Below are 21484 nucleotides of genomic sequence, written 5' to 3'. Positions count from 1 at the left end.
TCTCCTCAGACGTTACGCTTTGACGGCAGGTTTGACGATCACGTTGCCGTTGGTTGCACCCGGTACTGCACCTTTGATGAGCAGCAGGTTGCGTTCAGCGTCAACACGAACCAGTTCCAGGTTCTGAGTCGTTACACGCTCAGCACCCATGTGACCAGCCATCTTTTTGCCCTTGAATACACGACCCGGAGTCTGGTTCTGACCGATAGAACCCGGAACACGGTGAGACAAGGAGTTACCGTGGGTCATATCCTGGGTGCGGAAGTTGTGGCGCTTAACAGTACCAGCAAAGCCCTTACCTTTGGATGTGCCGGTAACGTCTACCAGCTTAACGTCAGCGAGAAGATCTACTTTCAGCTCGCTACCAACAGTGAAAGTTTCACCGTTGTTCAGGCGGAATTCCCACAGACCGCGACCGGCTTCTACACCAGCTTTGGCGAAGTGGCCAGCTTCCGGCTTGGTCACACGGCTGGCTTTCTTGGCGCCAGTGGTAACCTGAATAGCGTTGTAGCCGTCGGTTTCTACAGATTTGACCTGAGTTACACGGTTAGCTTCAACTTCGATAACAGTCACCGGGATAGAAACGCCATCTTCAGTGAAGATGCGAGTCATACCCACTTTGCGACCTACAAGACCGATTGTCATTGTTATCAACCTCTTTCCGTAATTAACCCAGGCTGATCTGGACGTCTACACCAGCTGCCAGATCCAGACGCATCAGGGCGTCTACGGTCTTGTCAGTCGGCTCAACGATGTCTACCAGACGCTTGTGAGTGCGGATCTCGTACTGATCACGCGCATCTTTGTTGACGTGCGGGGAGATCAGGACGGTGAAGCGCTCTTTGCGAGTCGGCAGCGGAATAGGACCGCGAACCTGCGCGCCAGTGCGCTTAGCAGTTTCAACGATTTCCGCAGTGGATTGATCAATCAGGCGATGATCAAAAGCCTTCAGGCGGATACGGATTCTTTGGTTCTGCATTGACAGAGCTCCAATAGATAAAAGAACATAAATCAACACCGCCCGACCGAGATTGCTCCCGCCAGAGGTGTGATTTTTCACGTTTCCCCCCATATCGGGAGGACTGTATGGCTGGCTCCTGTAAACAGGAAACTCAGCAGCAGACATATCGTCTGGCTTACCTCATGGGTAAGCGGAGGGGATTATACGGATTTTTCAAATTTGCGCAAGGGAGAGCGAACAGATTATGCGCAGTTTTATGTGACAGATGGATCTCGCCTGCGGCAACACACTCTGCTGCCGACACCAAGGTAACGACAATGTTACAAGCAGACTGGTAGACTGTGCGCTTGCCTCTGTCAGTGGAACGACATCCCATGCTCAAAGATCAAAAGAAAGCCTATCAGTATGGCCTTTGCGCCGTTGCCCTCTGGTCGACGGTCGCCACAGCCTTCAAGATCTCCCTCGCCTATTTCGAACCTGTGCAACTGTTGCTTGTGGCCGCCTTCACCTCGACTCTCACACTGACAGCCGTCGTCGCCAAACAGGGCAAACTGCCGCTGCTGTGGAGCTACATCAAGGCCCGCCCTTTCTACTACCTGACTCTGGGCGTGCTGAACCCCTTTCTCTATTACCTGTTGCTGTTCAAGGCCTATGACCTGCTTCCTGCCCAGCAGGCACAGACCCTCAACTACACCTGGGCCATTACCCTCAGTCTGCTGGCCGTCCCCTTCCTCGGCCAGAAGCTGCGTCGGCGTGATGGCGTCGCCATCGTGTTGGGGTATTTTGGCGCACTGGTGATCGCCACCAGAGGGGATGTATTCGGCCTCCAGTTCGACAGCCCCCTCGGCGTGACGCTGGCGCTGGTCTCGACCCTCATCTGGGCCAGCTACTGGATCCTCAACACCCGCAATCAGGGCGATCCCATTGTCAGCCTGTTGCTTGGCTTTATGATCAGCCTGCCTTTTATCGTTGTGGCGACCTGGTTGCTCTCCGATTTTGCCATAACCGCCTGGCAGGGATGGGCTGGTGCCATCTATGTGGGACTGTTCGAAATGGGTTTCGGTTTCGTGCTCTGGCTGATGGCGCTGCGCCATGCCACCAACACGGCCCCCATCAGCAACCTCATTTTCATCTCGCCGTTTGCCTCACTGGTGCTGCTCAACCTGTTGATCGGCGAAGCCATCCATCCGGCCACCCCCATCGGGTTGGCGCTCATCGTTGCCGCCCTGCTGATCCAGCAGCTCAAGTACGGCAAACGCTATCGAGCATCAGTCGAAACCAAGATCTGACCATGCAGAAGGGCGTATCCCAGATACGCCCTTCTCTCAATCCATCCACTCCTGTGGCTGATGTTTCGGCAGCCGCATCTCGACCAGCAAGCCGCCGAGATCCGAGCTTCCCAGCCGGATAGTGCCGTGGTGCTGGGCGACTATCTTGGCCACTATGGCCAACCCCAGCCCACTACCGCCGACGGTCCGCGCCACATTCCCCTGAGTAAACGGCTTGAGCACCCGGGAATAGTCCTGCTCCGGAATGCCGGGGCCATCATCGGAAAGGCGCAGGCGCACCCAGTGCCCATCGTCCTTCAACTCGGCATACAAGCGGCTCGCCCCATAACGCTGCGAGTTGCTTGATAGATTGTTCAACACCCGCCGGATACTGACCGGATTGCAGGCTACCCGCACCGCCTCTTGCGGCAGCGCCAGATCGACCTCCAGCCCCTGTTCCGAGTAGATCAGCAAGGTATCGTGCACCAGCTGGGTCAGGTCGATAGGCTCCAAATCCTGCCCCTCATCCGGGCGGATGTAGTCGATGAACTGATCGATGATGGCATTGGACTCATCGATGTCGGCGTTGATGCTCTCCTTGAGGTACTCGTCACCGGAGGACATCATCTCGGTCGCCAGCCGGATGCGGGTCAGCGGAGTACGCAGATCGTGGGAAACCCCAGCCATCATCAGGTTACGCTCTTCGATCAGGCTCTTGATGGAGTGCGACATATGGTTGAAGGTGCGGGTCAGCCGCCGCACCTCCCTTGAGCCCAGCTCCCCCAGCGCCTCGGGGAAATGGCCCCTGGCCACCGCAACTGCGCCAGCCTCGAGATCCTCGAGCGGGCGCACCAGCTGCCGGGCAAAGCGCCAGGCCGCAAACAGGGTGATCACCAACAGCACGCTCAGATAGATGATGAGGGGTTCGATATCGTCATCTTCAATCTCGGTCAGCGGGATCCGCACCCAGATTTTGCTGGCCTGCGGCGGCTGGATCCAGATGATGTAGTGATCCTGGATCTCGACCCGCACCTTGGCCGGGCCGCCCAGTTCGCGGCTGATGTTCTCCTCCAGATAGGGGTATGGCTTGGCCTCGTTGAAGCCATGCTGCACCGCCTCGCTCTGGGTATAGATATCGGTACCGGTCGTCACATAGACCAGCGCCTCGGCATCTTCGCTCAGCGCCAGTTGTTCAGTGTTGACCGGAAAGATCAGCTTGACCTGATTGGCCAGCAAGTGACTGATCTGCTTGACGGTTGGCGCCAGCAGATAGTTGTAGAAGGTGACGTAGGAGACTGCTTGATAGACCACCAGAACGGCGGCCAGAAACCAGAGCATGCGCGAGAACATGCTGCCGACCTTTTTCATGCACCGTCACCATCTGGCACGAACACATACCCCAGACCCCAGACAGTCTGCAGGTAGCGGGGCTGGGCCGGATCCTGCTCGAGCAGGCGGCGCAGGCGAGAGACCTGCACGTCGATGCTGCGCTCGGTGGCGGTGTATTCGCGGCCACGGGCCAGATTCATCAGCTTGTCGCGGGAGAGCGGTTCACGCGGATGGCTGACCAGCACCTTGAGCACCGCAAATTCACCGCTGGTGAGCGCCATAGGCTCGCCATCGCGGCTCAGCTCGCGGGTCGCCAGATTGAGCTGGAAGGCCCCGAAGTTGACCACCTTCTCTGCAGCCGAGGGGGCCCCGGGCAACTCGACGGTATGACGGCGCAGCACGGCACGGATCCGCGCCAGCAGTTCGCGGGGGTTGAACGGCTTGGGCAGATAGTCATCAGCCCCCATCTCGAGCCCGACGATGCGATCCACTTCATCCCCCTTGGCGGTGAGCATCAGCACCGGGATCTGGTTGCCCGCTTCCCGCAGACGGCGGCAGATGGAGAGCCCATCCTCCCCCGGCAACATCAGGTCGAGCACCATCAGGCTAAAGTTTTCACGAGTCAGCAAGCGATCGGCCTGCTCGCCATTGGCCACGCCGCGCACTACGAATCCCTGCTCGGTGAGATAGCGTTCCAACAGGGAACGTAATTTCAGGTCATCGTCCACGACCAGGACCTTGTATTGCTGCTGACTCATTGCTTTGCCTCTTCATTCTTTAGCTGCCCCCAATACTAGGGGGGGATATAGCGGGAGCAAAGCACAAATATGTTACCGGTTATTACCTATCCCGAGAGCGTGACGGCCATCAAGTCACTGCGCTGGCCAGCGACTCCCTGAATGGCGCCAGCCGAGCCATCACGATTTCCCTCGACAGCAAGAGGACAAAAGCTAATATTCCCGAGCAGTTAGCGATGAATACCCCTCTTTGACCAGGTCCGCATCACCATGAAGACAAAGCTGATCACCCGCGAAGGCTACAACAAACTGAAAGAAGAGCTCGATTTCCTCTGGCGCCAGGAGCGCCCCGAGGTCACCAAGAAGGTGGCATGGGCCGCCAGTCTGGGGGATCGCAGCGAAAATGCCGACTACCAGTACAACAAGAAGCGGCTGCGGGAGATCGATCGGCGGGTGCGTTACCTGCGCAAGTGCCTCGAAGAGCTGGGGATCGTCGACTATGCCCCCGCGCAGGAGGGCAAGGTCTTCTTCGGCGCCTGGGTCGAGGTGGAAAACGAAGAGGGCGAGACCAAGCGCTTTCGCATCGTCGGCTATGACGAGATCTTCGAGCGCAAGGATTACATCTCCATCGACTCCCCCATGGCCCGCGCCCTGCTCAAGAAAGAGGTCGGTGATGAAGCCATCGTCCGTACGCCAGTTGGTGACGTCTGCTGGTATATCAACGAGATCAGCTACCCCAAATAGCCGGACTACTGGTGAGCGGCTTGCCACAGGCACATCCTGAGTCACAGGTGCAATGGCAAGATATGCGCTCTCCCCTGCGACTTATCAGTCTGACTGGTGCAGACCCCGGCGCAGGGTGGCATCCCGCAACACGACCCCATATAGTGCTCACACTTGGCGCCTGATGGCGCGGACTCGACCACAGAGGCCCTCAACAACATCATGATGCAAACCATAGAGAGACAGATTGCCGGTGAGCTCAATGCCCGCCCGGAACAGGTGCAGGCAGCCGTTCGCCTGCTGGACGAAGGCGCGACCGTTCCCTTCATCGCCCGTTACCGCAAAGAGGTGACCGGCGGTCTGGACGACAGCCAGCTGCGTACCCTGGAGAGCCGCCTCGGCTACCTGCGTGAACTGGCGGATCGCCGCCAGGTGATCCTGCGCTCCATCGAAGAGCAGGGCAAACTGACCCCCGAGCTGGCCCGCGAGCTGAACGATGCCGACAGCAAGACCCGGCTGGAAGACCTCTACCTCCCCTACAAGCCCAAGCGGCGCACCAAGGGGCAGATGGCCATCGAGGCGGGGTTGGAGCCACTGGCGGATTTGCTGCTGGGTGACCCCATGAAGGATCCCGAACAAGAGGCGGTTCGCTTCCTCAATGCAGAGCAGGGGATCACCGACGGCAAGGCCGCCCTCGACGGTGCCCGTTACATCCTGATGGAGCGCTTCGCCGAGCAGGCCGATCTCCTCGAGAAGCTGCGGGACTACCTGTGGCACAACGCCACCCTGCGCGCCCGCGTGGTGGCCGGCAAGGAGCAGGAAGGGGCCAAGTTCAAGGACTACTTCGAACACGACGAACCCCTGCACAAGGCCCCCTCCCACCGGGTGCTGGCCATGCTGCGCGGCCGCAATGAAGGGATCCTCAATCTGGCTCTGGTAACCGGTAACGACGAGAGTGCCAACCCCTGCGAAGGGATCATTGCCCACCACCTCAAGCTCAATCTGCAGAACCGCCCGGCCGACAAATGGCTGCAAGGGGTGGTGAGCTGGACCTGGAAGATCAAGTTGTCGCTTCAGATGGAGACCGAGCTGATCGGCCGTATCCGCGAATCGGCAGAGGAGGAGGCGATCAAGGTGTTCGCCATGAACCTCAAGGATCTGCTGATGGCGGCCCCGGCCGGCATGCGCTGCACCATGGGGCTGGATCCGGGCATCCGCACCGGGGTCAAGGTTGCCGTGGTGGATGCCACCGGCAAACTGGTCGATCACGCCACCATCTATCCGTTCGAACCAAAACGCCAGATTGATCAGAGCCTCAAGACCCTGAGCGAGCTGTGCCAGAAACACAAGGTCGAGCTCATCAGCATCGGCAACGGTACCGCTTCGCGGGAGACCGACCGGCTGGTGAGCGACCTGTTCGAGCGCTACCCCGCCGCCAAGGCGCAGAAGATAGTGGTGAACGAAGCGGGAGCCTCTGTCTACTCCGCCTCCGAGCTTGCCTCTCAGGAGTTCCCGGATCTCGACGTCTCGATCCGTGGCGCCGTCTCCATCGCCCGCCGCCTGCAAGACCCGCTGGCCGAACTGGTCAAAATCGATCCCAAGAGTATCGGGGTCGGCCAGTATCAGCACGACGTCGGCCAGAGCCAGCTGGCCCGCCGACTGGATGCCGTGGTCGAGGATTGCGTGAACGCGGTCGGTGTGGATGTGAATACCGCCTCGGTCGCCCTGCTCAACCGGGTTTCCGGCCTATCCCAGACGCTGGCCCAGAACATCGTCGCCTACCGGGATGAGCACGGCGCCTTCAAGAGCCGTCAGCAATTGCTGAAAGTGAGCCGACTCGGCCCCAAAGCCTTCGAACAGTGTGCTGGCTTCCTGCGCATTCGCGGCGGCAGCAATCCCCTCGACAGCTCGGCGGTACATCCGGAATCCTATCCGGTGGTGGAGCGGATCCTCGCCAAGCTGGAGCAGACAGTTGAGAGCCTGCTCGGCAACAGCAGCCTGCTGCGCAGCCTGAAACCGGCCGACTATACCGATGAGCAATTCGGCGTACCTACCGTCACCGACATCATCGGCGAGCTGGACAAGCCGGGCCGCGACCCGCGCCCCGAGTTCAAAACCGCGACCTTCAAGGAAGGTGTGGAGCAGATCAGCGACCTGGTGCCCGAGATGGTGCTGGAAGGGGTGGTCACCAACGTCACCAACTTCGGTGCCTTCGTCGATATCGGTGTTCATCAGGACGGTCTGGTGCACATCTCCTCCCTGACCGACCGTTTCGTCAAGGATCCCCGTGAGGTGGTCAAGGCGGGCGACATTGTGCGGGTCAAGGTGCTGGAAGTGGACGCCCCGCGCAAGCGGATCAGTCTGACCATGCGTCTCGACGAAAAGGCAGGGCAACCCGCCCGCAAGCCGGCTGAAGCGCGTAACAGCAGTGCCGGCAACACCAAACCAAGAAATGAGCCGCGCCAAAGCCCCCCTATGGGTGGTGCCATGGGCAACGCCTTCGCGGCAGCGCTCTCCAAAGCGAAAAAGTAGCGAAACCTTCCAGAAGTCCTCTGAATGCAAAAAGCCCCACAAGGGGCTTTTTTACACGCGAAGCTCAGGATCACTGCGTCAGGGCAGCAAGTATGCTCTCGGGCTCTCCATGCTGGGCCAGCACCTCCCGCAGTCGATTGAATGCCTTGCAGGCCTCTTGCGGATACTTGCCGTAAGAGACGACGCCGGTGTGACTCCAGCCAGCCGCCAGTATCACTTTCTTCTTGAAACTGGTTCCTTCAGTTCCCCCTCCCCCGAGCTGCATCAGAAACTGCTCCATCTGCAGGTGGGGAGGCGGTACACGGGAGAAGGTGGTGAAATCTTCCGCTTTGACTTCATCGAAATGCATGACAGCTCCTGTGAAATTGGAATGGGCCTGATCTTCAGGTTAGTTGCAAAACAGGCAAAGCAGCTGAAAGTTTGGCGAGGGTGATTCAGATATGCAGACTGAGGGACTGGGTAGAGGCCGGGCTGACAGCCTGTTGATAGTGGCCCGCGATGACGCTGTTGCGCTTGTCCATATAGGCACTCAGCACGCCGCCCGATTTTGCGCTCTGCTCGGCCATCAGCTCTTTGCGCGCCTTGGCTTCACTGGCGGCGGCGCTGCGCGCGACGGCCAGATCCTGCGCGGAGGGCTCGGCAGGCGCCAGCGCTGCAGAGCGGATCTGCTGCATTTTGGCGATGGTAGCCGCAGGGTCACCGGGTACGACACTGGTATCGATCTGGACTTCGCCACCCGTCGCATAACGCTTGCCATCCGGCCCTTGCGTAAACTGATAGGTGGGCGAGCTGGCGTACTCTCCACCCGCAGACTGGTGCGCCTGCTCGTGAGTCCGCACCTCCTTGTCACGCTCGACAAGATCCTGAACTTGCCGCTGTTGCTGCTCCTGCTGTTTGGGATCTTGCTGCTTGCGCTGACCATCCTCACCGGTTGCCTCGACAAAGCGATTGTCTGGTAGTGTCGTCGGGGCTAATTGCCCGGTTTCACGGCTGTTCTGGGAGGTCTGATTGCTGGAGGCCTGACCGGCTTTGGATTTCTCTTTTTGGGAGCCGACTTCAGATTCGGCAACGGAGGCTTGGCCCGCGCGGGCCTGCGGGATCAGTTCGGCCCGGCGATTATCCGTCCTCGCCGCTTCCACTTGGGGTTGCAGCTGTGTCGGGATAAGGGGAGGCAGACTGACATTGATGTTCATCTCACACCCGGATGTCGATCAGGGTTCCCATCATATCGCTGGCAGTCTGCACTACCTTGGCGGAAGCGCCAGCCTGCTGCTCGGCCACCTTGAGATTGACGAGCTCATCGGTCACTTGCACCTGATCCCCGCTGGGGGTGTTGAGGCGGGCGATCTGACTGGATGCCTTGTCGGCAATCTGCTCGGCTCGCTGAAATCCCTGTACCCCGCTGTTGAAAGCAGAATCAATACGCATGGTGTTACTCCTCTGGTCACAGCTTAATTATCCGCCAGACCAGAGGATTAATGAAGCTTGCAGGCTGTTTTTTAGCCAACAAAATCTCGAACGATTTCAATGAATTCGTCAGGATGGGAGATAAAAGGTGCGTGTGAGGCCTTATTAAGGGTCACGCTGCGGCTGGCAGGGTAGAGATCATCCAGCAGGGGAATGGCCGCCTTGGGTACCAATGAATCCAGTCGGCCATAGATCCGCAACCAGGGCAGATCCAGCTCCCGCAGCGGTTCGCGCAGGTCAATCTCGGCCAACAGCGTCAGCCCGGCCTCGAGAGCGGCAAACTGGGGAACCGGGCGCTCGGCCAGCCAGTGGCGCAACTGACGGATATCGTCCCGGGCGTGTTCACTGCCCATGGCCTGGATCGCCAGAAAGCGCTCTATGGTCTGGCGAAAATCCCCCGCCAGCATCTGGTTGAAGCCGGTCAGTACCTTGGGGGCAATGCCGGGCCACTCGTCCCGCGCCATAAAGCAGGGAGAGCTGGCTACCGTGATCAGGGAGTGCAACCGATCGGGATGAGTCAGCGCCAACTGGCTTGCCACCAGACCGCCGAGCGACCAGCCAAGCAGATGGCACTTCTGCGGCAAGATGGCGACCACCTGCTCGGCAAGCCAGGGCAGGCTGTAATCCACCTCGTCTGCCAGCAGGCTGTTGCCAAAACCAGGCAAATCTACCAGATGAACCCGATAGTGGGACGCCAACTGTTGGGCAATACCATGCCAGACCGCACCATTCATCCCCCAACCGTGCAACAACACCAGATCGGGCCCCTGGCCAAACTGCTCTACCGATATGCTCATCTAGACTCAAGATCCCTGTTCATGCTCTTGGGGTCAGCATGTTAAAGCGACTGCTCGCTAAAGCAAGCCCGCTGCTCGGCAACCACGGCGACTGGCAAGGGAGCTGCCTCCTCTGTCATCAGCCTTGCGACAACGAGCCCCTGCTCTGCAGCTGGTGTCGGCAGGCGCTGCATCAGTCACAGCCGAGATGCCACCTCTGCGCCGCACCGCTGACTGACTATATAGAAGAACGCATACCGGTCTGCGGCCGCTGCCAGCGCAGACCTCCCCCCTGGGAGCGGTTGCAGGTGATTGGCGACTACCAGGCTCCCTACCCCATGCTGATCCCCCGGCTCAAATATTCCGGCCAGATCCTGCTGGCGCCGCCACTGGCACGCCTCTTGGCCGATCATCTGGATGGCCGCGAGCCGCCGGAGGCGATCATTCCGGTTCCCCTGCACTGGTGGCGGCAGTGGCGGCGTGGATTCAACCAGGCGGAGGAGATCGCGCAAGCCCTTGGCGAGTTCACCGGTATTCCCTGCGACAACACCCTGTTGCAACGCATCAAGGCGACTCCGCAACAAACAACCCTGAGCGCCGGGCAGCGGCGGCGCAATCTGCGCGGGGCATTCCGGATCCGCCCCCACCACTATCGCCATGTCGCCCTGCTCGATGACGTCGTGACCACAGGCGCCACCGCCGGGCAGCTCAGCCGTTTGCTCCATGAGAGCGGCATCACAAAGGTAGAAGTGTGGGCAATCTGTCGTACCCTGCGGCACAGCAAGTAGCCATCGGCATGCTACCCAAGCATTAATAACCGCGTTATCATGAATACCCTAGTCGTACACTCAGGTTTATGAGGATAGTGATGATCAGCATTTCCGACGCCGCCCAGGCCCATTTCCGTAAACTGCTGGAAAAACAGCCTGATGGCACCAATATCCGGGTGTTTGTGGTCAATCCGGGAACCCAGAATGCCGAGTGTGGCGTATCGTATTGCCCGCCCGATGCCGTGGACCCGGAAGATCAACACCTGCCCTTCAGCGGCTTCGACTGCATGGTCGATCCCCTGAGCGCCCCCTTCCTGGTGGATGCCACCATCGACTTCGTGACCGATCAGATGGGCTCCCAGCTCACCCTGAAAGCACCGAACGCCAAGATGCGTAAAGTGGCCGATGACGCGCCGCTAATCGAGCGCATCGAGTACGTGTTGATGTCCGAAGTGAACCCCATGCTGGCTGGTCACGGTGGCAAGGTCACCCTGGTCGAACTGACCGAAGACAAACTGGCCATCCTGCAGTTTGGCGGCGGTTGCAACGGTTGCTCCATGGTCGATTACACCCTGAAAGAGGGGATCGAGAAGCAGCTGCTGGAGAAGTTCCCGGGTGAGCTCAACGGTGTGAAAGACGCCACCGAGCACCAGCGCGGCGACCACTCCTACTACTGATTTGTTGCCATTGCGGCGCAAAGAAAAGGCCCCGCCATCCGGCGGGGCCTTTTGCATGGGCAATCGGCAGATTACTCGTCCTTCTTGTCTCGCGACAGCAGGGCGATGGCCGCCTCTTTCGGGTTCTTACCCTCGTAGAGCACCTTGAAGATCTGCTCGCAGATGGGCATCTCGACGCCGCAGCGGGCCGCCAGCAGATGCACCTCTTTGGTGTTGCGATACCCCTCCACCACCTGACCGATCTCGGTCATGGCGGTGTTCACATCCTTGCCAGCCCCGAGTGCCAGCCCGAAGCGACGGTTGCGCGACTGGTTGTCGGTACAGGTGAGCACCAGATCCCCGAGCCCCGCCATCCCCATAAAGGTTTTGGCATCGGCACCCAGCGCCGCCCCCAGACGCTGCATCTCCACCAGACCCCGGGTGATGAGCGCGGTTCTGGCATTGGCGCCAAACCCGAGCCCGTCGGAGAGACCGGCACCGATGGCGATGACGTTCTTCACCGCCCCACCCAGCTGCAGACCGACGAAGTCCGGATTGGTATAGACCCGGAACGAGCGGCCACAGTGCAGCAGGTGGGAGAGATCGTCGGCGAACTCGTCGTGAGTCGAGGCGACCGAGATGGCGGTCGGCAGACCGGCAGCCAGCTCCTTGGCGAAGGTGGGGCCGGAGATCACCGCCAGCGGTATCTCGTCACCCAGCACTTCACGGGCCACATCCTGCAGCAGACGGCCACTGTCCGGCTCCAGACCCTTGGTGGCCCAGGCGATACGGGTATCGGGGCGCAGGAAGGGTTTGATCCGGGTCAGTACATCACCAAATACATGGCTCGGCACGACCAACAGCAGCACGGGAGCCGCTTGTACCGCACGTTGCAGATCCGCAGTTAGCTGCAGATCGGCGGGAAAAGGGACATCAGGCAGAAAAGCCTTGTTGCAGCGGTCTTGTTCCAGCTCGGCGACATGAGCAGGGTCGTGACCCCACAGCAGGGTCGGATGACCGTTGCGCGCCAGAGAAATGGCAAGGGCGGAGCCATAAGACCCCGCCCCCAAGACCGAGATAGCGATCTGGTCAGCCATTATCAGGCTTCCGCAGTCGCCTGCTGGGCCTGTGCTTGCGCCATGTGTTGGGCAAACAGGGCATCGAAGTTGACCGGTGCCAGGTTCAGCTGCGGGAAGGAACCCTTGCTCACCATGTTGGCCACGGCTTCGCGGGCATACGGGAACAGGATGTTCGGGCAGAAGGCAGCCAGGCAGTGAGCCAGTTGCGGCTCCGGCAGGTTACCGATGGTGAAGATACCGGCTTGCTGTACTTCGCACAGGAAGGCGGTTTCGGTTTCCAGTTTGCAAGTTACGGTCAGGGTCAGGACAACCTCGTAGACGTTCTCAGCCAGGATGTTGGTCTTGGTATCCATATCCAGCTTGACGTCCGGCTGCCACTCTTTCTGGAAGATGTGCGGGGTGTTCGGCGCTTCGAAAGAGACATCCTTGGTGTAAACACGCTGGATGTGGAATTCCGGTTGTACTTCCTGGTTGTTGATCTCGTCAGCCATTTCGTTTGATTCCTTGTTATATGGATAAGTGGGCTCAGGCCCTGCTTAAATCAGCGTTTCTTGGTTACCGGCAGATTTTCTGCACGCCATTGGGCCATGCCACCGCCGAGCACATAAACCTGCTTGAAGCCAGCTTTGCTCAGCTGACGGCCCGCGCCGCCCGCAGTCATTCCCGACTCGCACACCACTATGATGGGGGCATCTTTATGCTTTTCAACCGGGCCCAGATTATTGCTCTGGATCTGGGTCAGCGGCAGGTGCTGGGCACCGGCCAGATGGCCCTTGGCGTACTCTTCCTGACTGCGAATATCCACCACGGTGGCATTCTCGCGGTTGATCAGCAGGGTCGCGGTGTGATTGTTGACGGTTTTTACCGGAGACAAACGGGCACGCACAGTGGTGTAAACCAGGGTGCCAGCCAGACCCAACCAGGCTGCGGTCAGCAGCGGGTTACGGGCCGCAAAATCCAAATACTCTTGCATCTTCTACTATCCAGGGACCAAGACAAGGACCCGAGTATACATGGGGGTATTGATAAGATCAGCCATCTTGGCGGCAAAGCGCGAGCAGGCTCCCATCATCATTGGGCAGCGAGCATGGCAGGAAGGGCGTGGCTTGCGGGGCAACGGGAGCGCCCCTTGGCTATCAGGTGACTATTTCGGCAGATGTAGTAATATTACGCTAGTTTCATTTCCCGCATTTTTTCCAATCCGAGAGGACATAGTCTTATGTCAACAGCTAAGAAACCTTTGGTTCTGGTCATCATGGACGGTTGGGGCTACAGCACCAAGCAAGAGCACAACGCCGTCGCTGCCGCCAAGACTCCCAACCTCGATCGTCTGGCCCGTGACTACACCAGCACCCTGATCTCCGGCTCCGGCCTGGACGTCGGTCTGCCGGATGGCCAGATGGGCAACTCCGAAGTGGGCCACGTCAACATCGGTGCCGGTCGCATCGTCTATCAGGAGCTGACCCGCATCTCCAAAGACATCCAGGACGGCGAATTCTTCCAGAACGTCGAGCTGGCCAAGGCTGTTGACGCTGCCGTGACCAACGGCAAAGCCGTTCACATCATGGGACTGATGTCCCCGGGTGGCGTACACAGCCACGAAGAGCACATCATGGGCATGATCGAAATGGCTGCCAAGCGTGGCGCCGAGAAGATCTACCTGCACGCCTTCCTGGATGGCCGTGACGTTCCGCCGCGCTCCGCCCAGTCCTCCATCGAGCTGTTCGACGCCCTGTTCGCCAAGCTGGGCAAGGGTCGTTTCGCCTCCATGATCGGTCGTTACTTCGCCATGGACCGTGACAACCGCTGGGATCGCGTGCAGCAAGCCTATGACCTGATGACTCAGGGCAAGGGCGAGTTCACCGCCGAGAGCGCCACCGAAGCACTGGCTGCCGCTTATGCCCGCGATGAGAACGACGAGTTCGTCAAAGCCACCCGCATCGGCGAAGCTGCACCGATGATCGACGGCGATGCGCTGATTTTCATGAACTTCCGTGCCGACCGTGCCCGTGAAATCACCCGCGCCTTCGTTGACACCGACTTCACCGGCTTCGCCCGTGCAGTCGAGCCGAAGCTGAACTTCGTGATGCTGACCGAATACGCGGCCGACATCAAAACTGCCTGTGCCTACCCGCCGACCGCTCTGGTCAACACCCTGGGTGAGTGGCTGGCCAAGCAGGGCAAGACCCAGCTGCGCATCTCCGAAACCGAGAAGTACGCTCACGTCACCTTCTTCTTCAACGGTGGCGAAGAGTCCTGCTTCACCGGCGAAGATCGCGAGATCGTGGCCAGCCCGAAAGTGGCGACCTATGACCTGCAGCCGGAGATGAGCTCCGAAGAGCTGACCGACAAGCTGGTTGCGGCCATCAAGAGCGGCAAGTACGACGTCATCATCTGTAACTACCCGAATGGCGACATGGTTGGTCACACCGGTGTATTCGATGCCGCCGTCAAAGCGTGTGAAGCCGTTGACCACTGCATCGGTCGCGTGACCGACGCCCTGGCCGAAGTGGGCGGCGAGTGCCTGATCACTGCCGACCACGGCAACGCCGAGAAGATGCTGGACGAAGAGACTGGTCAGGCCCACACCGCCCACACCAATCTGCCGGTTCCGCTCATCTATTTCGGTCGCAAAGCCGAGGTGGTTGAAGGTGGCAAACTGTCCGATCTGGCCCCCACCATGCTGACCCTGATGGGTCTGCCGGTACCGCCGGAAATGACTGGCAAGCCCCTGATGATTCTGAAATAATCCTTCCCCATGCGGGGATGCGAAGTTATTTCACAGAAAACCAGTCGCGTCGGCCTGTTGGCCGGCGCGCTGTTTTTTTGCCTGTCGTTTGGCGCCAGCACACCGACTTTGGCCGCCAATCAGCAGCTGGGGACCATGCAGTCCCAGATCAAAGAGCAACAGAAGACCATCAAGCTCAGCAAGCAGGAGCTTGCCAAGCTCAATACCCAGCTCAAGGCTGACGAGCAGGCCATCTCGGCCGCCGCCGCCAAACTCAACCAGACCAGGCAGCAGTTGAAGCAGAACCAGCAGAAGCTGGCGACCCTGCAAAAAGACAAGCTGGGGCTGGAAGTTCAAGCCAAACATCAAAAGCAGTTGCTGGCCAAACAGGCGGAGAGCGCCTTTCAAGCGGGCAACCACGACTACCTCAAACTGCTGCTCAATCAGCAGGATCCGGCCAAACTGAGCCGCTCACTCGACTACTACGACTACCTCAACAAGGCCCGTATCGAGGCCATCGACGCCCTGCGCGCCACCCGCGACAAGCTGGCGAAAAACCAGCAGGCAACCAAAGAGACCGAGACCAGACTGCAGACCCTGCTTGCCGAACAGCAGGAGCATCACCAGACCCTGCTGGCCAGCCAGCAGAGCCGGGCCAAGGTGCGCAACCAGTTGCAGCAGTCGGTACAGGATGACGAGCAGAAGCTCACCAAGCTGGTCAAGGCGGAGAAGGCGCTGAAAGCCCGGCTGGAAGAGCTGCGCCGCAAGCGGGAAGAGCAGGAGCGCCGTGAACGGGCCGAGCGGGAACGGCTGGCCAAGCTGAAAGCGGAGCAGGAGCGTCAGCGCAAGCTGGCCGAACAACGCCGCGCCGAGCAACAACGACTCGCCGCCCAGCAGAACAAAACCGTCAAACCGGCAGAACCGGTCGAAGAGATGGCCAGCAGCAAACCGGAGCGTGGCTCGGGCATCAGCAGTGCCGGTCACTATAGCGGCCTCAAGACCAATGGCAGCCTGCGCTGGCCGGTGCAGGGACCGATCCTCATCTCCTATGGCTCGCCCCGTACCGCCCAGCTCAAGTGGAAAGGCACCCTGATCGGCGCCAGCGAAGGAACCCAGGTCAAGGCGGTCGCAGCGGGACAAGTGGTTTACGCCGACTGGCTCGATGGCTTCGGTATGCTGCTGGTAATCGATCACGGGAAGGGCTATATGAGCCTCTACGGTCACAATCAGTCGCTGCTTCGTCAGGTGGGCCAGAATGTGGAACAGGGTGAGCCGGTGGCACTGGTCGGTGACAGCGGCGGTCAGGACAGACCGGGCCTCTACTTCGAAATTCGCTATCAGGGCGAGGCGATCAACCCGACCAAATGGCTGGCCAAGGGTTGAGTTAACACGGCCGACAAGCCATAACACGCTCACTAGCAAAAGCCTGCATCACGCAGGCTTTTGTCGTTTCAGGAGCGCCCTCCCCACTGTCGGCTTAATTTGATGAAAAATTACCTAATTTTCCGCTCGGCTCAGGGGAAGACAACCAGACCGATCTGCTCCAGCAAGGTCTGCTGCTGATCCTCGTTGATCTGCACCCCTTGCAGATCGACCCGCCGCAAATCCAGCCCCGGCAGGTCGCACTGGCGCAGATCGCAGCCCTGCAGCTTGAAGCTGGTCCAGTCGATCTGGCCAAACTCGGAGCCGCTGAGATCGGAACCCACCAGCGAGGCACCAAACAGGTTGGCCCCCTGCCAACGGTTGCCGGTAAGCTCGCACTTCTCCAGCAGGCAGCCCTCGAAGCTGGCATAGCTGAAGTTGTTGCCGGTCAGATGGGCCTCGCAGAAGTAGCTTTTGGCGGTAATCTGGTTGGCGAAGCTGGCATGGCCGAAGTTGATGCCGACCGCCTGACAGTCGCGCATCTCCAACCCCAGACACTGGCTGCGGCTGCAATCGGCCATGGTGAGATCGCAGCGCAGGAAGCTGGCCTCGCGCAGCTCGCAACCCTGCAACAGGCAGCCCCGTTCACTCTCCCGATCGTAGAAGCTGCAGTCGATGAAGCGGCTATCGCTCAAATCCAGCCAGGAGAAGTCGCAGCCGATAAAGCGGCACTCCGAGAACTGCTCCCCCTCCACATCCTGTTGCTCGAACCGGACATCCACGAACTGCTTGCCTCTGATCATCGGAAAACTCCTGCAAAAACGGCTTCATATGCTGACTTTATCCGCCAAAAACGGTAATGTTACATGTAACATCTACGCTGGACACCCCTATGAGCCCCACCCGCAAGCGCCGCCCCACCCTGCAAGATATCGCCGACCAGACCGGCGTGACCAAGATGACTGTCAGCCGCTATCTGCGCGACCCACAGACCGTGGCGGAGGGGACCCGCGAGCGGATCGCGGCTGTGGTGGAAGAGCTGGGTTATATCCCCAACCGGGCGCCGGATATTCTCTCCAACGCGACCAGCAAGGCGATCGGCATCCTGATCCCCTCCCTCTCCAACCAGGTCTTCTCGGCGGTGATCCACGGCATCGAGTCGGTGACCCGACCGGCCGGTTACCAGACCCTGCTGGCCCACTACGGCTACAGCCCGGAGCGGGAGGAGGAGCAGGTCGCGTCCCTGCTCTCCTATCACGTGGATGGGCTGATCCTCTCCGACAGCCAGCACACCGAACGCACCCGCAAAATGATCGCCACCGCCGGCATTCCGGTGGTGGAGACCATGGATCTGCCGCAAACCCCCATCGACATGGTGGTCGGCATGGACCATAGAGCCGCGGCCCGGGCCATGGTAACAGAGATGCTGCACCGGGGCCGACGCAAGGTGGTCTATCTGGGAGCGCGGCTCGACGTGCGTACCCAGCTGCGGATGGAGGGTTACTATCAGGCGATGACCGACTTCGGCCTCACCGGCCAGCATCTGCTGACCGAACAATCCTCCAGCTTCACTCTGGGGGGCGAGCTGCTGGATCAGGCGCTGGTGCGCTATCCCGACCTCGACGGCCTGTTCTGCACCAACGATGACCTGGCGGTGGGCGCCCTGCTGCAGTGTCAGGCCAAGTGGATCCCGGTGCCCCAGCAGATCGCCATCGCCGGTTGCAACGCTCTCGACATCGGCCACGCCATGACCCCCAAGCTGGCCAGTATCGCCACCCCGCGGGAAGCGATCGGTCGGGAGGCGGCCACCATGCTGCTGGCGCGCCTCAGCGGCCAATCCCAACCCGACACCCGCAAGGATATCGGCTTCTCCCTCTATGTCGGGGAGAGTCTGGGGTAATCCCTTCCCTCACCCACTTAAGTCACGCTGATAGCAAACAGGCCACCCGAGGGTGGCCTGTTTGGTTTTCTGCACAACTGAGGCTTAGCGTTTAACCAGCTCAACCGCTTCGCGGGAGAGGCGAGTCACCTCTTCCCAGTTGCCGCTCTTGACCGCATCGGCTGGCAGCATCCAGGAGCCGCCGACGGTGGCCACGCACTTGAGTGCCAGATAGTCGGCCACGTTTTTCGGGCCGATACCGCCGGTGGGGCAGAACTTCACCTGGGGCAGCGGCGCGGCAATGGCGGAGAGCGCCTTGGTACCGCCGTTCGCTTCGGCCGGGAAGAACTTCAGGTGGTCGTAGCCCGCTTCCAGTGCCTGCATCACTTCAGACGGAGTAGCCACACCCGGGATCAGCGGTGCAGTGCTTTTGGCGGCGTGAGCCAGCAGGGCCGGCGTCATCCCCGGGGAGATGACGAAACGGGCACCGGCGGCGACGGCGGCGTCAAACTGCTCGCAGTTGAGCACGGTACCGGCACCGACCATGGCATCCGGCATCGCCTTGGCGATAAGGGCGATGGCATCGAGCGCCACCGGGGTGCGCAGGGTGATTTCGAAGACAGAGATGCCGCCGTCGAGCAGCGCCTTGGCCATCGGCAGGGCCTGATCCAGCTCGTTGATAACCATCACGGGTACCAGCGGGGAGGCGGCAAACACCTCGGCCGGGGTCACTTTCCAGTTCTGCATAGCTCTTCCTTAGTCAAAGATGGTGGCGCCACACTCGGCGCTCGATACCGCGCGACGCATCACGCTGAACAGTTCACGGCCCCACCCCTCTTGTTCCGGAGTGAGGTCAATCTCGGCCTGGGTACGGCCACTCAAATCGGTCAGGCAGTCGAGGCTGCCGTTTACCGCGTCAACCCGCAGCAGGTCGCCATCGGCCAGCAGGCCAATGGCCCCGCCGTGCAGCGCTTCCGGAGTGACGTGGATGGCAGCCGGGATCTTGCCGGAGGCGCCGGAGAGACGGCCATCGGTGACCAGCGCCACCTTGTAACCCGCCTTCTGCAGGTTGCCGAGCACCGGCATCAGCTTGTGCAGCTCCGGCATGCCGTTGGCGGCCGGACCATTGTGGCGCACTACGATCACGGCATCCTGATTAAGATCGCCCGCCTTGTAGGCCGCTTCCACCGCATGCTGGGAGGAGAAGACCCGCGCCGGTGCTTCAATCACCCGATACTCGGGAGCCACGGCGGAGACCTTGACCACGGCGCGGCCCAGATTGCCCGCCAGCAGCTTGGTACCGCCGGTGGCCTGGAACACGCTGCCGGAAGGTGAAAGCACGCTCGCATCGCCGCTCTCGCCCACCGGCTGCCACACCAGCTGGCCATCCACCAATGCCGGACGGCTGAGGTAATCCTGCATCTCGCCAAAGACCGGAGTGGCGTCCATGTGGATCAGCCCCTCTTGCGCCAGACGGCACATCAGGCCGGGCACGCCGCCCGCCTGTTCGAAGGCGTTCACGTCGGCCGGGCCGTTCGGGTACATGCGAACCAGCAGCGGCACCACGTCGGAGAGATCGCTGATGTCATCCCAGGTCAGTACCAGACCGGCCGCGCGGGCCAGCGCCACCATGTGGATGCTGTGGTTGGTGCTGCCGCCAGAGGCGAGCAGGGCCACCAGACCGTTGACCAGCGAGCGCTCATCCAGCACCTCGCTCAACGGGCGATAGGCCGGGGAGCCCGGGATCATGGCGCTGATGCGGCGGGCCGCCTCAATGGTCAGGGCATGGCGCAGCTCGCTATGCGGGTGGACAAAGGCAGAGCCCGGCAGCATCAGGCCCATGGCCTCGAACACCAGCTGGTTGGTGTTGGCGGTGCCGTAGAAGGTGCAGGTGCCTGCCGCGTGGTAGGCGCCGCACTCCATCTCCAGCAGGGCATCTCGACCCACTTCACCGGCGGCGTACTTCTGACGCACCTTCACCTTCTCGTCGTTGCTGATGCCGCTCGCCATCGGGCCGGCAGGAACAAATGCCGTCGGCAGGTGGGCGTGAGAGAGCGCCCCCATGATCTGGCCCGGCGCTATCTTGTCGCAGATACCGAGCAGCAGGGTGGCATCGAAAGTGTTGTGAGAGAGCGACAGCGCGGTCGCCTGAGCGATGAGATCGCGGGAGAAGAGGGACATGTCCATCCCCGGCTGACCCTGAGTCACCCCGTCGCACATGGCGGGCACGCCGCCAGCAACCTGAGCACTGTGGCCCAGTTCGGCCAGCGCGCCCTTGATAATATCCGGATAGCCCTGATAGGGCTGATGGGCACTCAGCATATCGTTGTAGGCGGTGACGATGCCGACGTTGGCACGGGTCATGTCGAGGATGCGGCCCTTCTCGTCACTGCTGCAGGCGGCCACGGCGTGGGCCAGGTTGCCACAGGCCAGCGCGGCGCGGGTCTTGCCCTGCTCTGCCTGACGCTGGATGCGGGCCATAAAGGCCTGACGACGGGCGACACTGCGCTCACGGATGCGGGCGGTGACGTCGGAAATTACCTGATGAATCATTGGGCTTGCTCCAATGCTGTGACGGCGCGGTCAACCACCTGTTCGAAGGTGCCGTCTATATCAATGTGGAATACACCGGCTTCGCCATCCGGGCGCTCCAGGGTATCGAACTGACTTTGTACCATGCTTTCACGCATGAAGTGGCCCTTGCGGGCACGCATCCGCTCAAGGATCAGCGGCTGGCTGCCATCGAGGAAGATGAAGCTGACCGACTCGTTGCCTTCGCGGATCTGGTCGCGGTACTTCTTTTTGAGGGCGGAACAGACAATGATGCCGGTCTCGTTCTTCTGCTCGAGACTGTAGGCGGCGTCGCGGATCCGCTCCAGCCAGGGGGCACGATCCTCATCGTTGAGGGGGTTGCCGCCAGCCATCTTCTGGATGTTGGCCTTGGGGTGCAGGTCATCACCATCGATGAACTTGGCGCCCAGCGCTTCGGCCACTTTCAGACCCACGCTGGATTTGCCGCTACCACACACACCCATCACGATAATGCACTTACCCGCCATAATTTGACCTCTGTCCCACTTTTCAAAAAACCAGCTGTTGATGGGTTCTAATCTAACACGTTACCGGTAACATGTTACCGGTAACGATTGAAAATGTGAAGTCTGCCACAGACTGAGCAAACCCATAGTCACCTGGGCATATGATGTTGAGCCCTTGC

General features: G+C 60.4%; 23 protein-coding genes. 8 read left to right on the top strand and 15 right to left on the bottom strand.

All coding sequences use genetic code 11. The features are described 5' to 3' along the window. Positions 1-12: 12 nt before the first annotated feature. On the bottom strand, positions 13-645 hold the full coding sequence (rplC, locus tag NOM06_RS11290; RefSeq protein ID WP_005340620.1) for a 50S ribosomal protein L3: 633 nt from the start codon (positions 643-645) through the stop codon (positions 13-15). Between the two features lie 22 nt (positions 646-667). Next, positions 668-979, bottom strand: a complete 312-nt coding sequence (gene rpsJ / locus NOM06_RS11285) for a 30S ribosomal protein S10 (RefSeq protein ID WP_005307944.1) — start codon at positions 977-979, stop codon at positions 668-670. A 356-nt stretch (positions 980-1335) separates the two neighbouring features. Between rpsJ and NOM06_RS11280 the strand changes: the two genes are divergently transcribed. Further along, positions 1336-2250 carry a DMT family transporter gene (locus NOM06_RS11280; RefSeq protein ID WP_255911672.1) on the top strand — a complete coding sequence of 305 codons (915 nt, stop codon included), beginning with the start codon at positions 1336-1338 and terminating at the stop codon, positions 2248-2250. Between the two features lie 36 nt (positions 2251-2286). Here NOM06_RS11280 and envZ read toward each other — a convergent pair whose 3' ends face one another. Further along, positions 2287-3597: a two-component system sensor histidine kinase EnvZ gene (envZ, locus tag NOM06_RS11275; RefSeq protein ID WP_064339174.1), complete on the bottom strand. Its 1311-nt coding sequence runs from the start codon at positions 3595-3597 to the stop codon at positions 2287-2289. Further along, positions 3594-4316: a two-component system response regulator OmpR gene (gene ompR, locus NOM06_RS11270; RefSeq protein WP_005340625.1), complete on the bottom strand. Its 723-nt coding sequence runs from the start codon at positions 4314-4316 to the stop codon at positions 3594-3596. The genes envZ and ompR overlap by 4 nt, the downstream gene beginning before the upstream one ends. Positions 4317-4565: 249 nt before the next feature. Between ompR and greB the strand changes: the two genes are divergently transcribed. Beyond that, positions 4566-5039, top strand: coding sequence for a transcription elongation factor GreB (greB, locus tag NOM06_RS11265; protein WP_005342682.1), 474 nt, complete (start codon positions 4566-4568; stop codon positions 5037-5039). 201 nt (positions 5040-5240) lie between these two features. Continuing rightward, complete coding sequence (locus NOM06_RS11260; RefSeq protein ID WP_255911671.1) at positions 5241-7550, top strand: Tex family protein; 2310 nt, start codon at positions 5241-5243, stop codon at positions 7548-7550. A 70-nt stretch (positions 7551-7620) separates the two neighbouring features. On the opposite strand, the gene NOM06_RS11255 is transcribed toward NOM06_RS11260, so the two are convergent. The 4 genes from NOM06_RS11255 to bioH form a co-directional block, all read right to left on the bottom strand. After that, positions 7621-7899, bottom strand: a complete 279-nt coding sequence (locus NOM06_RS11255) for a hypothetical protein (protein WP_255911670.1) — start codon at positions 7897-7899, stop codon at positions 7621-7623. A gap of 85 nt (positions 7900-7984) precedes the next feature. After that, positions 7985-8743 (bottom strand): putative metalloprotease CJM1_0395 family protein, encoded by a 759-nt coding sequence (locus tag NOM06_RS11250; RefSeq protein WP_255911669.1) that lies wholly within the window; start codon positions 8741-8743, stop codon positions 7985-7987. A gap of 1 nt (position 8744) precedes the next feature. Further along, positions 8745-8978 carry a flagellar basal body rod C-terminal domain-containing protein gene (locus NOM06_RS11245; RefSeq protein WP_075113715.1) on the bottom strand — a complete coding sequence of 78 codons (234 nt, stop codon included), beginning with the start codon at positions 8976-8978 and terminating at the stop codon, positions 8745-8747. 71 nt (positions 8979-9049) lie between these two features. Further along, positions 9050-9814 carry a pimeloyl-ACP methyl ester esterase BioH gene (gene bioH, locus NOM06_RS11240; RefSeq protein WP_255911668.1) on the bottom strand — a complete coding sequence of 255 codons (765 nt, stop codon included), beginning with the start codon at positions 9812-9814 and terminating at the stop codon, positions 9050-9052. Between the two features lie 38 nt (positions 9815-9852). Between bioH and NOM06_RS11235 the strand changes: the two genes are divergently transcribed. Both NOM06_RS11235 and nfuA read left to right on the top strand, forming a co-directional pair. Next, positions 9853-10581 carry a ComF family protein gene (locus tag NOM06_RS11235; protein ID WP_255911667.1) on the top strand — a complete coding sequence of 243 codons (729 nt, stop codon included), beginning with the start codon at positions 9853-9855 and terminating at the stop codon, positions 10579-10581. A gap of 80 nt (positions 10582-10661) precedes the next feature. After that, on the top strand, positions 10662-11240 hold the full coding sequence (nfuA, locus tag NOM06_RS11230) for a Fe-S biogenesis protein NfuA (protein WP_005340636.1): 579 nt from the start codon (positions 10662-10664) through the stop codon (positions 11238-11240). 71 nt (positions 11241-11311) lie between these two features. Here nfuA and gpsA read toward each other — a convergent pair whose 3' ends face one another. The 3 genes from gpsA to NOM06_RS11215 are packed head-to-tail and all read right to left on the bottom strand — an operon-like array spanning position 11312 to position 13271. Beyond that, the gene (gene gpsA, locus NOM06_RS11225; protein WP_005356865.1) at positions 11312-12316 is read right to left on the bottom strand and encodes an NAD(P)H-dependent glycerol-3-phosphate dehydrogenase; all 1005 of its coding nucleotides are present in this window, start codon (positions 12314-12316) and stop codon (positions 11312-11314) included. Between the two features lie 2 nt (positions 12317-12318). Beyond that, positions 12319-12789 carry a protein-export chaperone SecB gene (secB, locus tag NOM06_RS11220; protein WP_005340639.1) on the bottom strand — a complete coding sequence of 157 codons (471 nt, stop codon included), beginning with the start codon at positions 12787-12789 and terminating at the stop codon, positions 12319-12321. 50 nt (positions 12790-12839) lie between these two features. Next, positions 12840-13271, bottom strand: coding sequence for a rhodanese-like domain-containing protein (locus tag NOM06_RS11215; protein WP_005340640.1), 432 nt, complete (start codon positions 13269-13271; stop codon positions 12840-12842). A 246-nt stretch (positions 13272-13517) separates the two neighbouring features. Between NOM06_RS11215 and gpmM the strand changes: the two genes are divergently transcribed. Then, positions 13518-15047, top strand: coding sequence for a 2,3-bisphosphoglycerate-independent phosphoglycerate mutase (gene gpmM, locus NOM06_RS11210; RefSeq protein ID WP_069527613.1), 1530 nt, complete (start codon positions 13518-13520; stop codon positions 15045-15047). A gap of 9 nt (positions 15048-15056) precedes the next feature. Then, positions 15057-16409, top strand: a complete 1353-nt coding sequence (gene envC / locus NOM06_RS11205) for a murein hydrolase activator EnvC (RefSeq protein WP_255911666.1) — start codon at positions 15057-15059, stop codon at positions 16407-16409. A gap of 131 nt (positions 16410-16540) precedes the next feature. Here envC and NOM06_RS11200 read toward each other — a convergent pair whose 3' ends face one another. Next, the gene (locus NOM06_RS11200; RefSeq protein WP_255911665.1) at positions 16541-17191 is read right to left on the bottom strand and encodes a Qnr family pentapeptide repeat protein; all 651 of its coding nucleotides are present in this window, start codon (positions 17189-17191) and stop codon (positions 16541-16543) included. Between the two features lie 89 nt (positions 17192-17280). On the opposite strand from NOM06_RS11200, the gene NOM06_RS11195 reads away from it, so the two are divergent. Beyond that, on the top strand, positions 17281-18288 hold the full coding sequence (locus tag NOM06_RS11195) for a substrate-binding domain-containing protein (RefSeq protein WP_106844209.1): 1008 nt from the start codon (positions 17281-17283) through the stop codon (positions 18286-18288). An 84-nt stretch (positions 18289-18372) separates the two neighbouring features. Here NOM06_RS11195 and NOM06_RS11190 read toward each other — a convergent pair whose 3' ends face one another. Genes NOM06_RS11190 through NOM06_RS11180 form a run of 3 tightly spaced genes read right to left on the bottom strand, consistent with a single transcriptional unit; the run spans position 18373 to position 21326 of the window. Further along, the gene (locus NOM06_RS11190) at positions 18373-19014 is read right to left on the bottom strand and encodes a bifunctional 4-hydroxy-2-oxoglutarate aldolase/2-dehydro-3-deoxy-phosphogluconate aldolase (protein WP_005342660.1); all 642 of its coding nucleotides are present in this window, start codon (positions 19012-19014) and stop codon (positions 18373-18375) included. Between the two features lie 9 nt (positions 19015-19023). Continuing rightward, positions 19024-20820: a phosphogluconate dehydratase gene (edd, locus tag NOM06_RS11185; protein ID WP_255911664.1), complete on the bottom strand. Its 1797-nt coding sequence runs from the start codon at positions 20818-20820 to the stop codon at positions 19024-19026. Next, positions 20817-21326, bottom strand: a complete 510-nt coding sequence (locus tag NOM06_RS11180; protein WP_005340649.1) for a gluconokinase — start codon at positions 21324-21326, stop codon at positions 20817-20819. The genes edd and NOM06_RS11180 overlap by 4 nt, the downstream gene beginning before the upstream one ends. Positions 21327-21484 lie beyond the last annotated feature (158 nt).

Origin of the sequence: Aeromonas sp. JL9 (assembly GCF_024436075.1) — a bacterium.
Classification (GTDB): domain Bacteria; phylum Pseudomonadota; class Gammaproteobacteria; order Enterobacterales; family Aeromonadaceae; genus Aeromonas; species Aeromonas veronii.
This window is presented reverse-complemented; position numbering and strand designations above follow the sequence as displayed.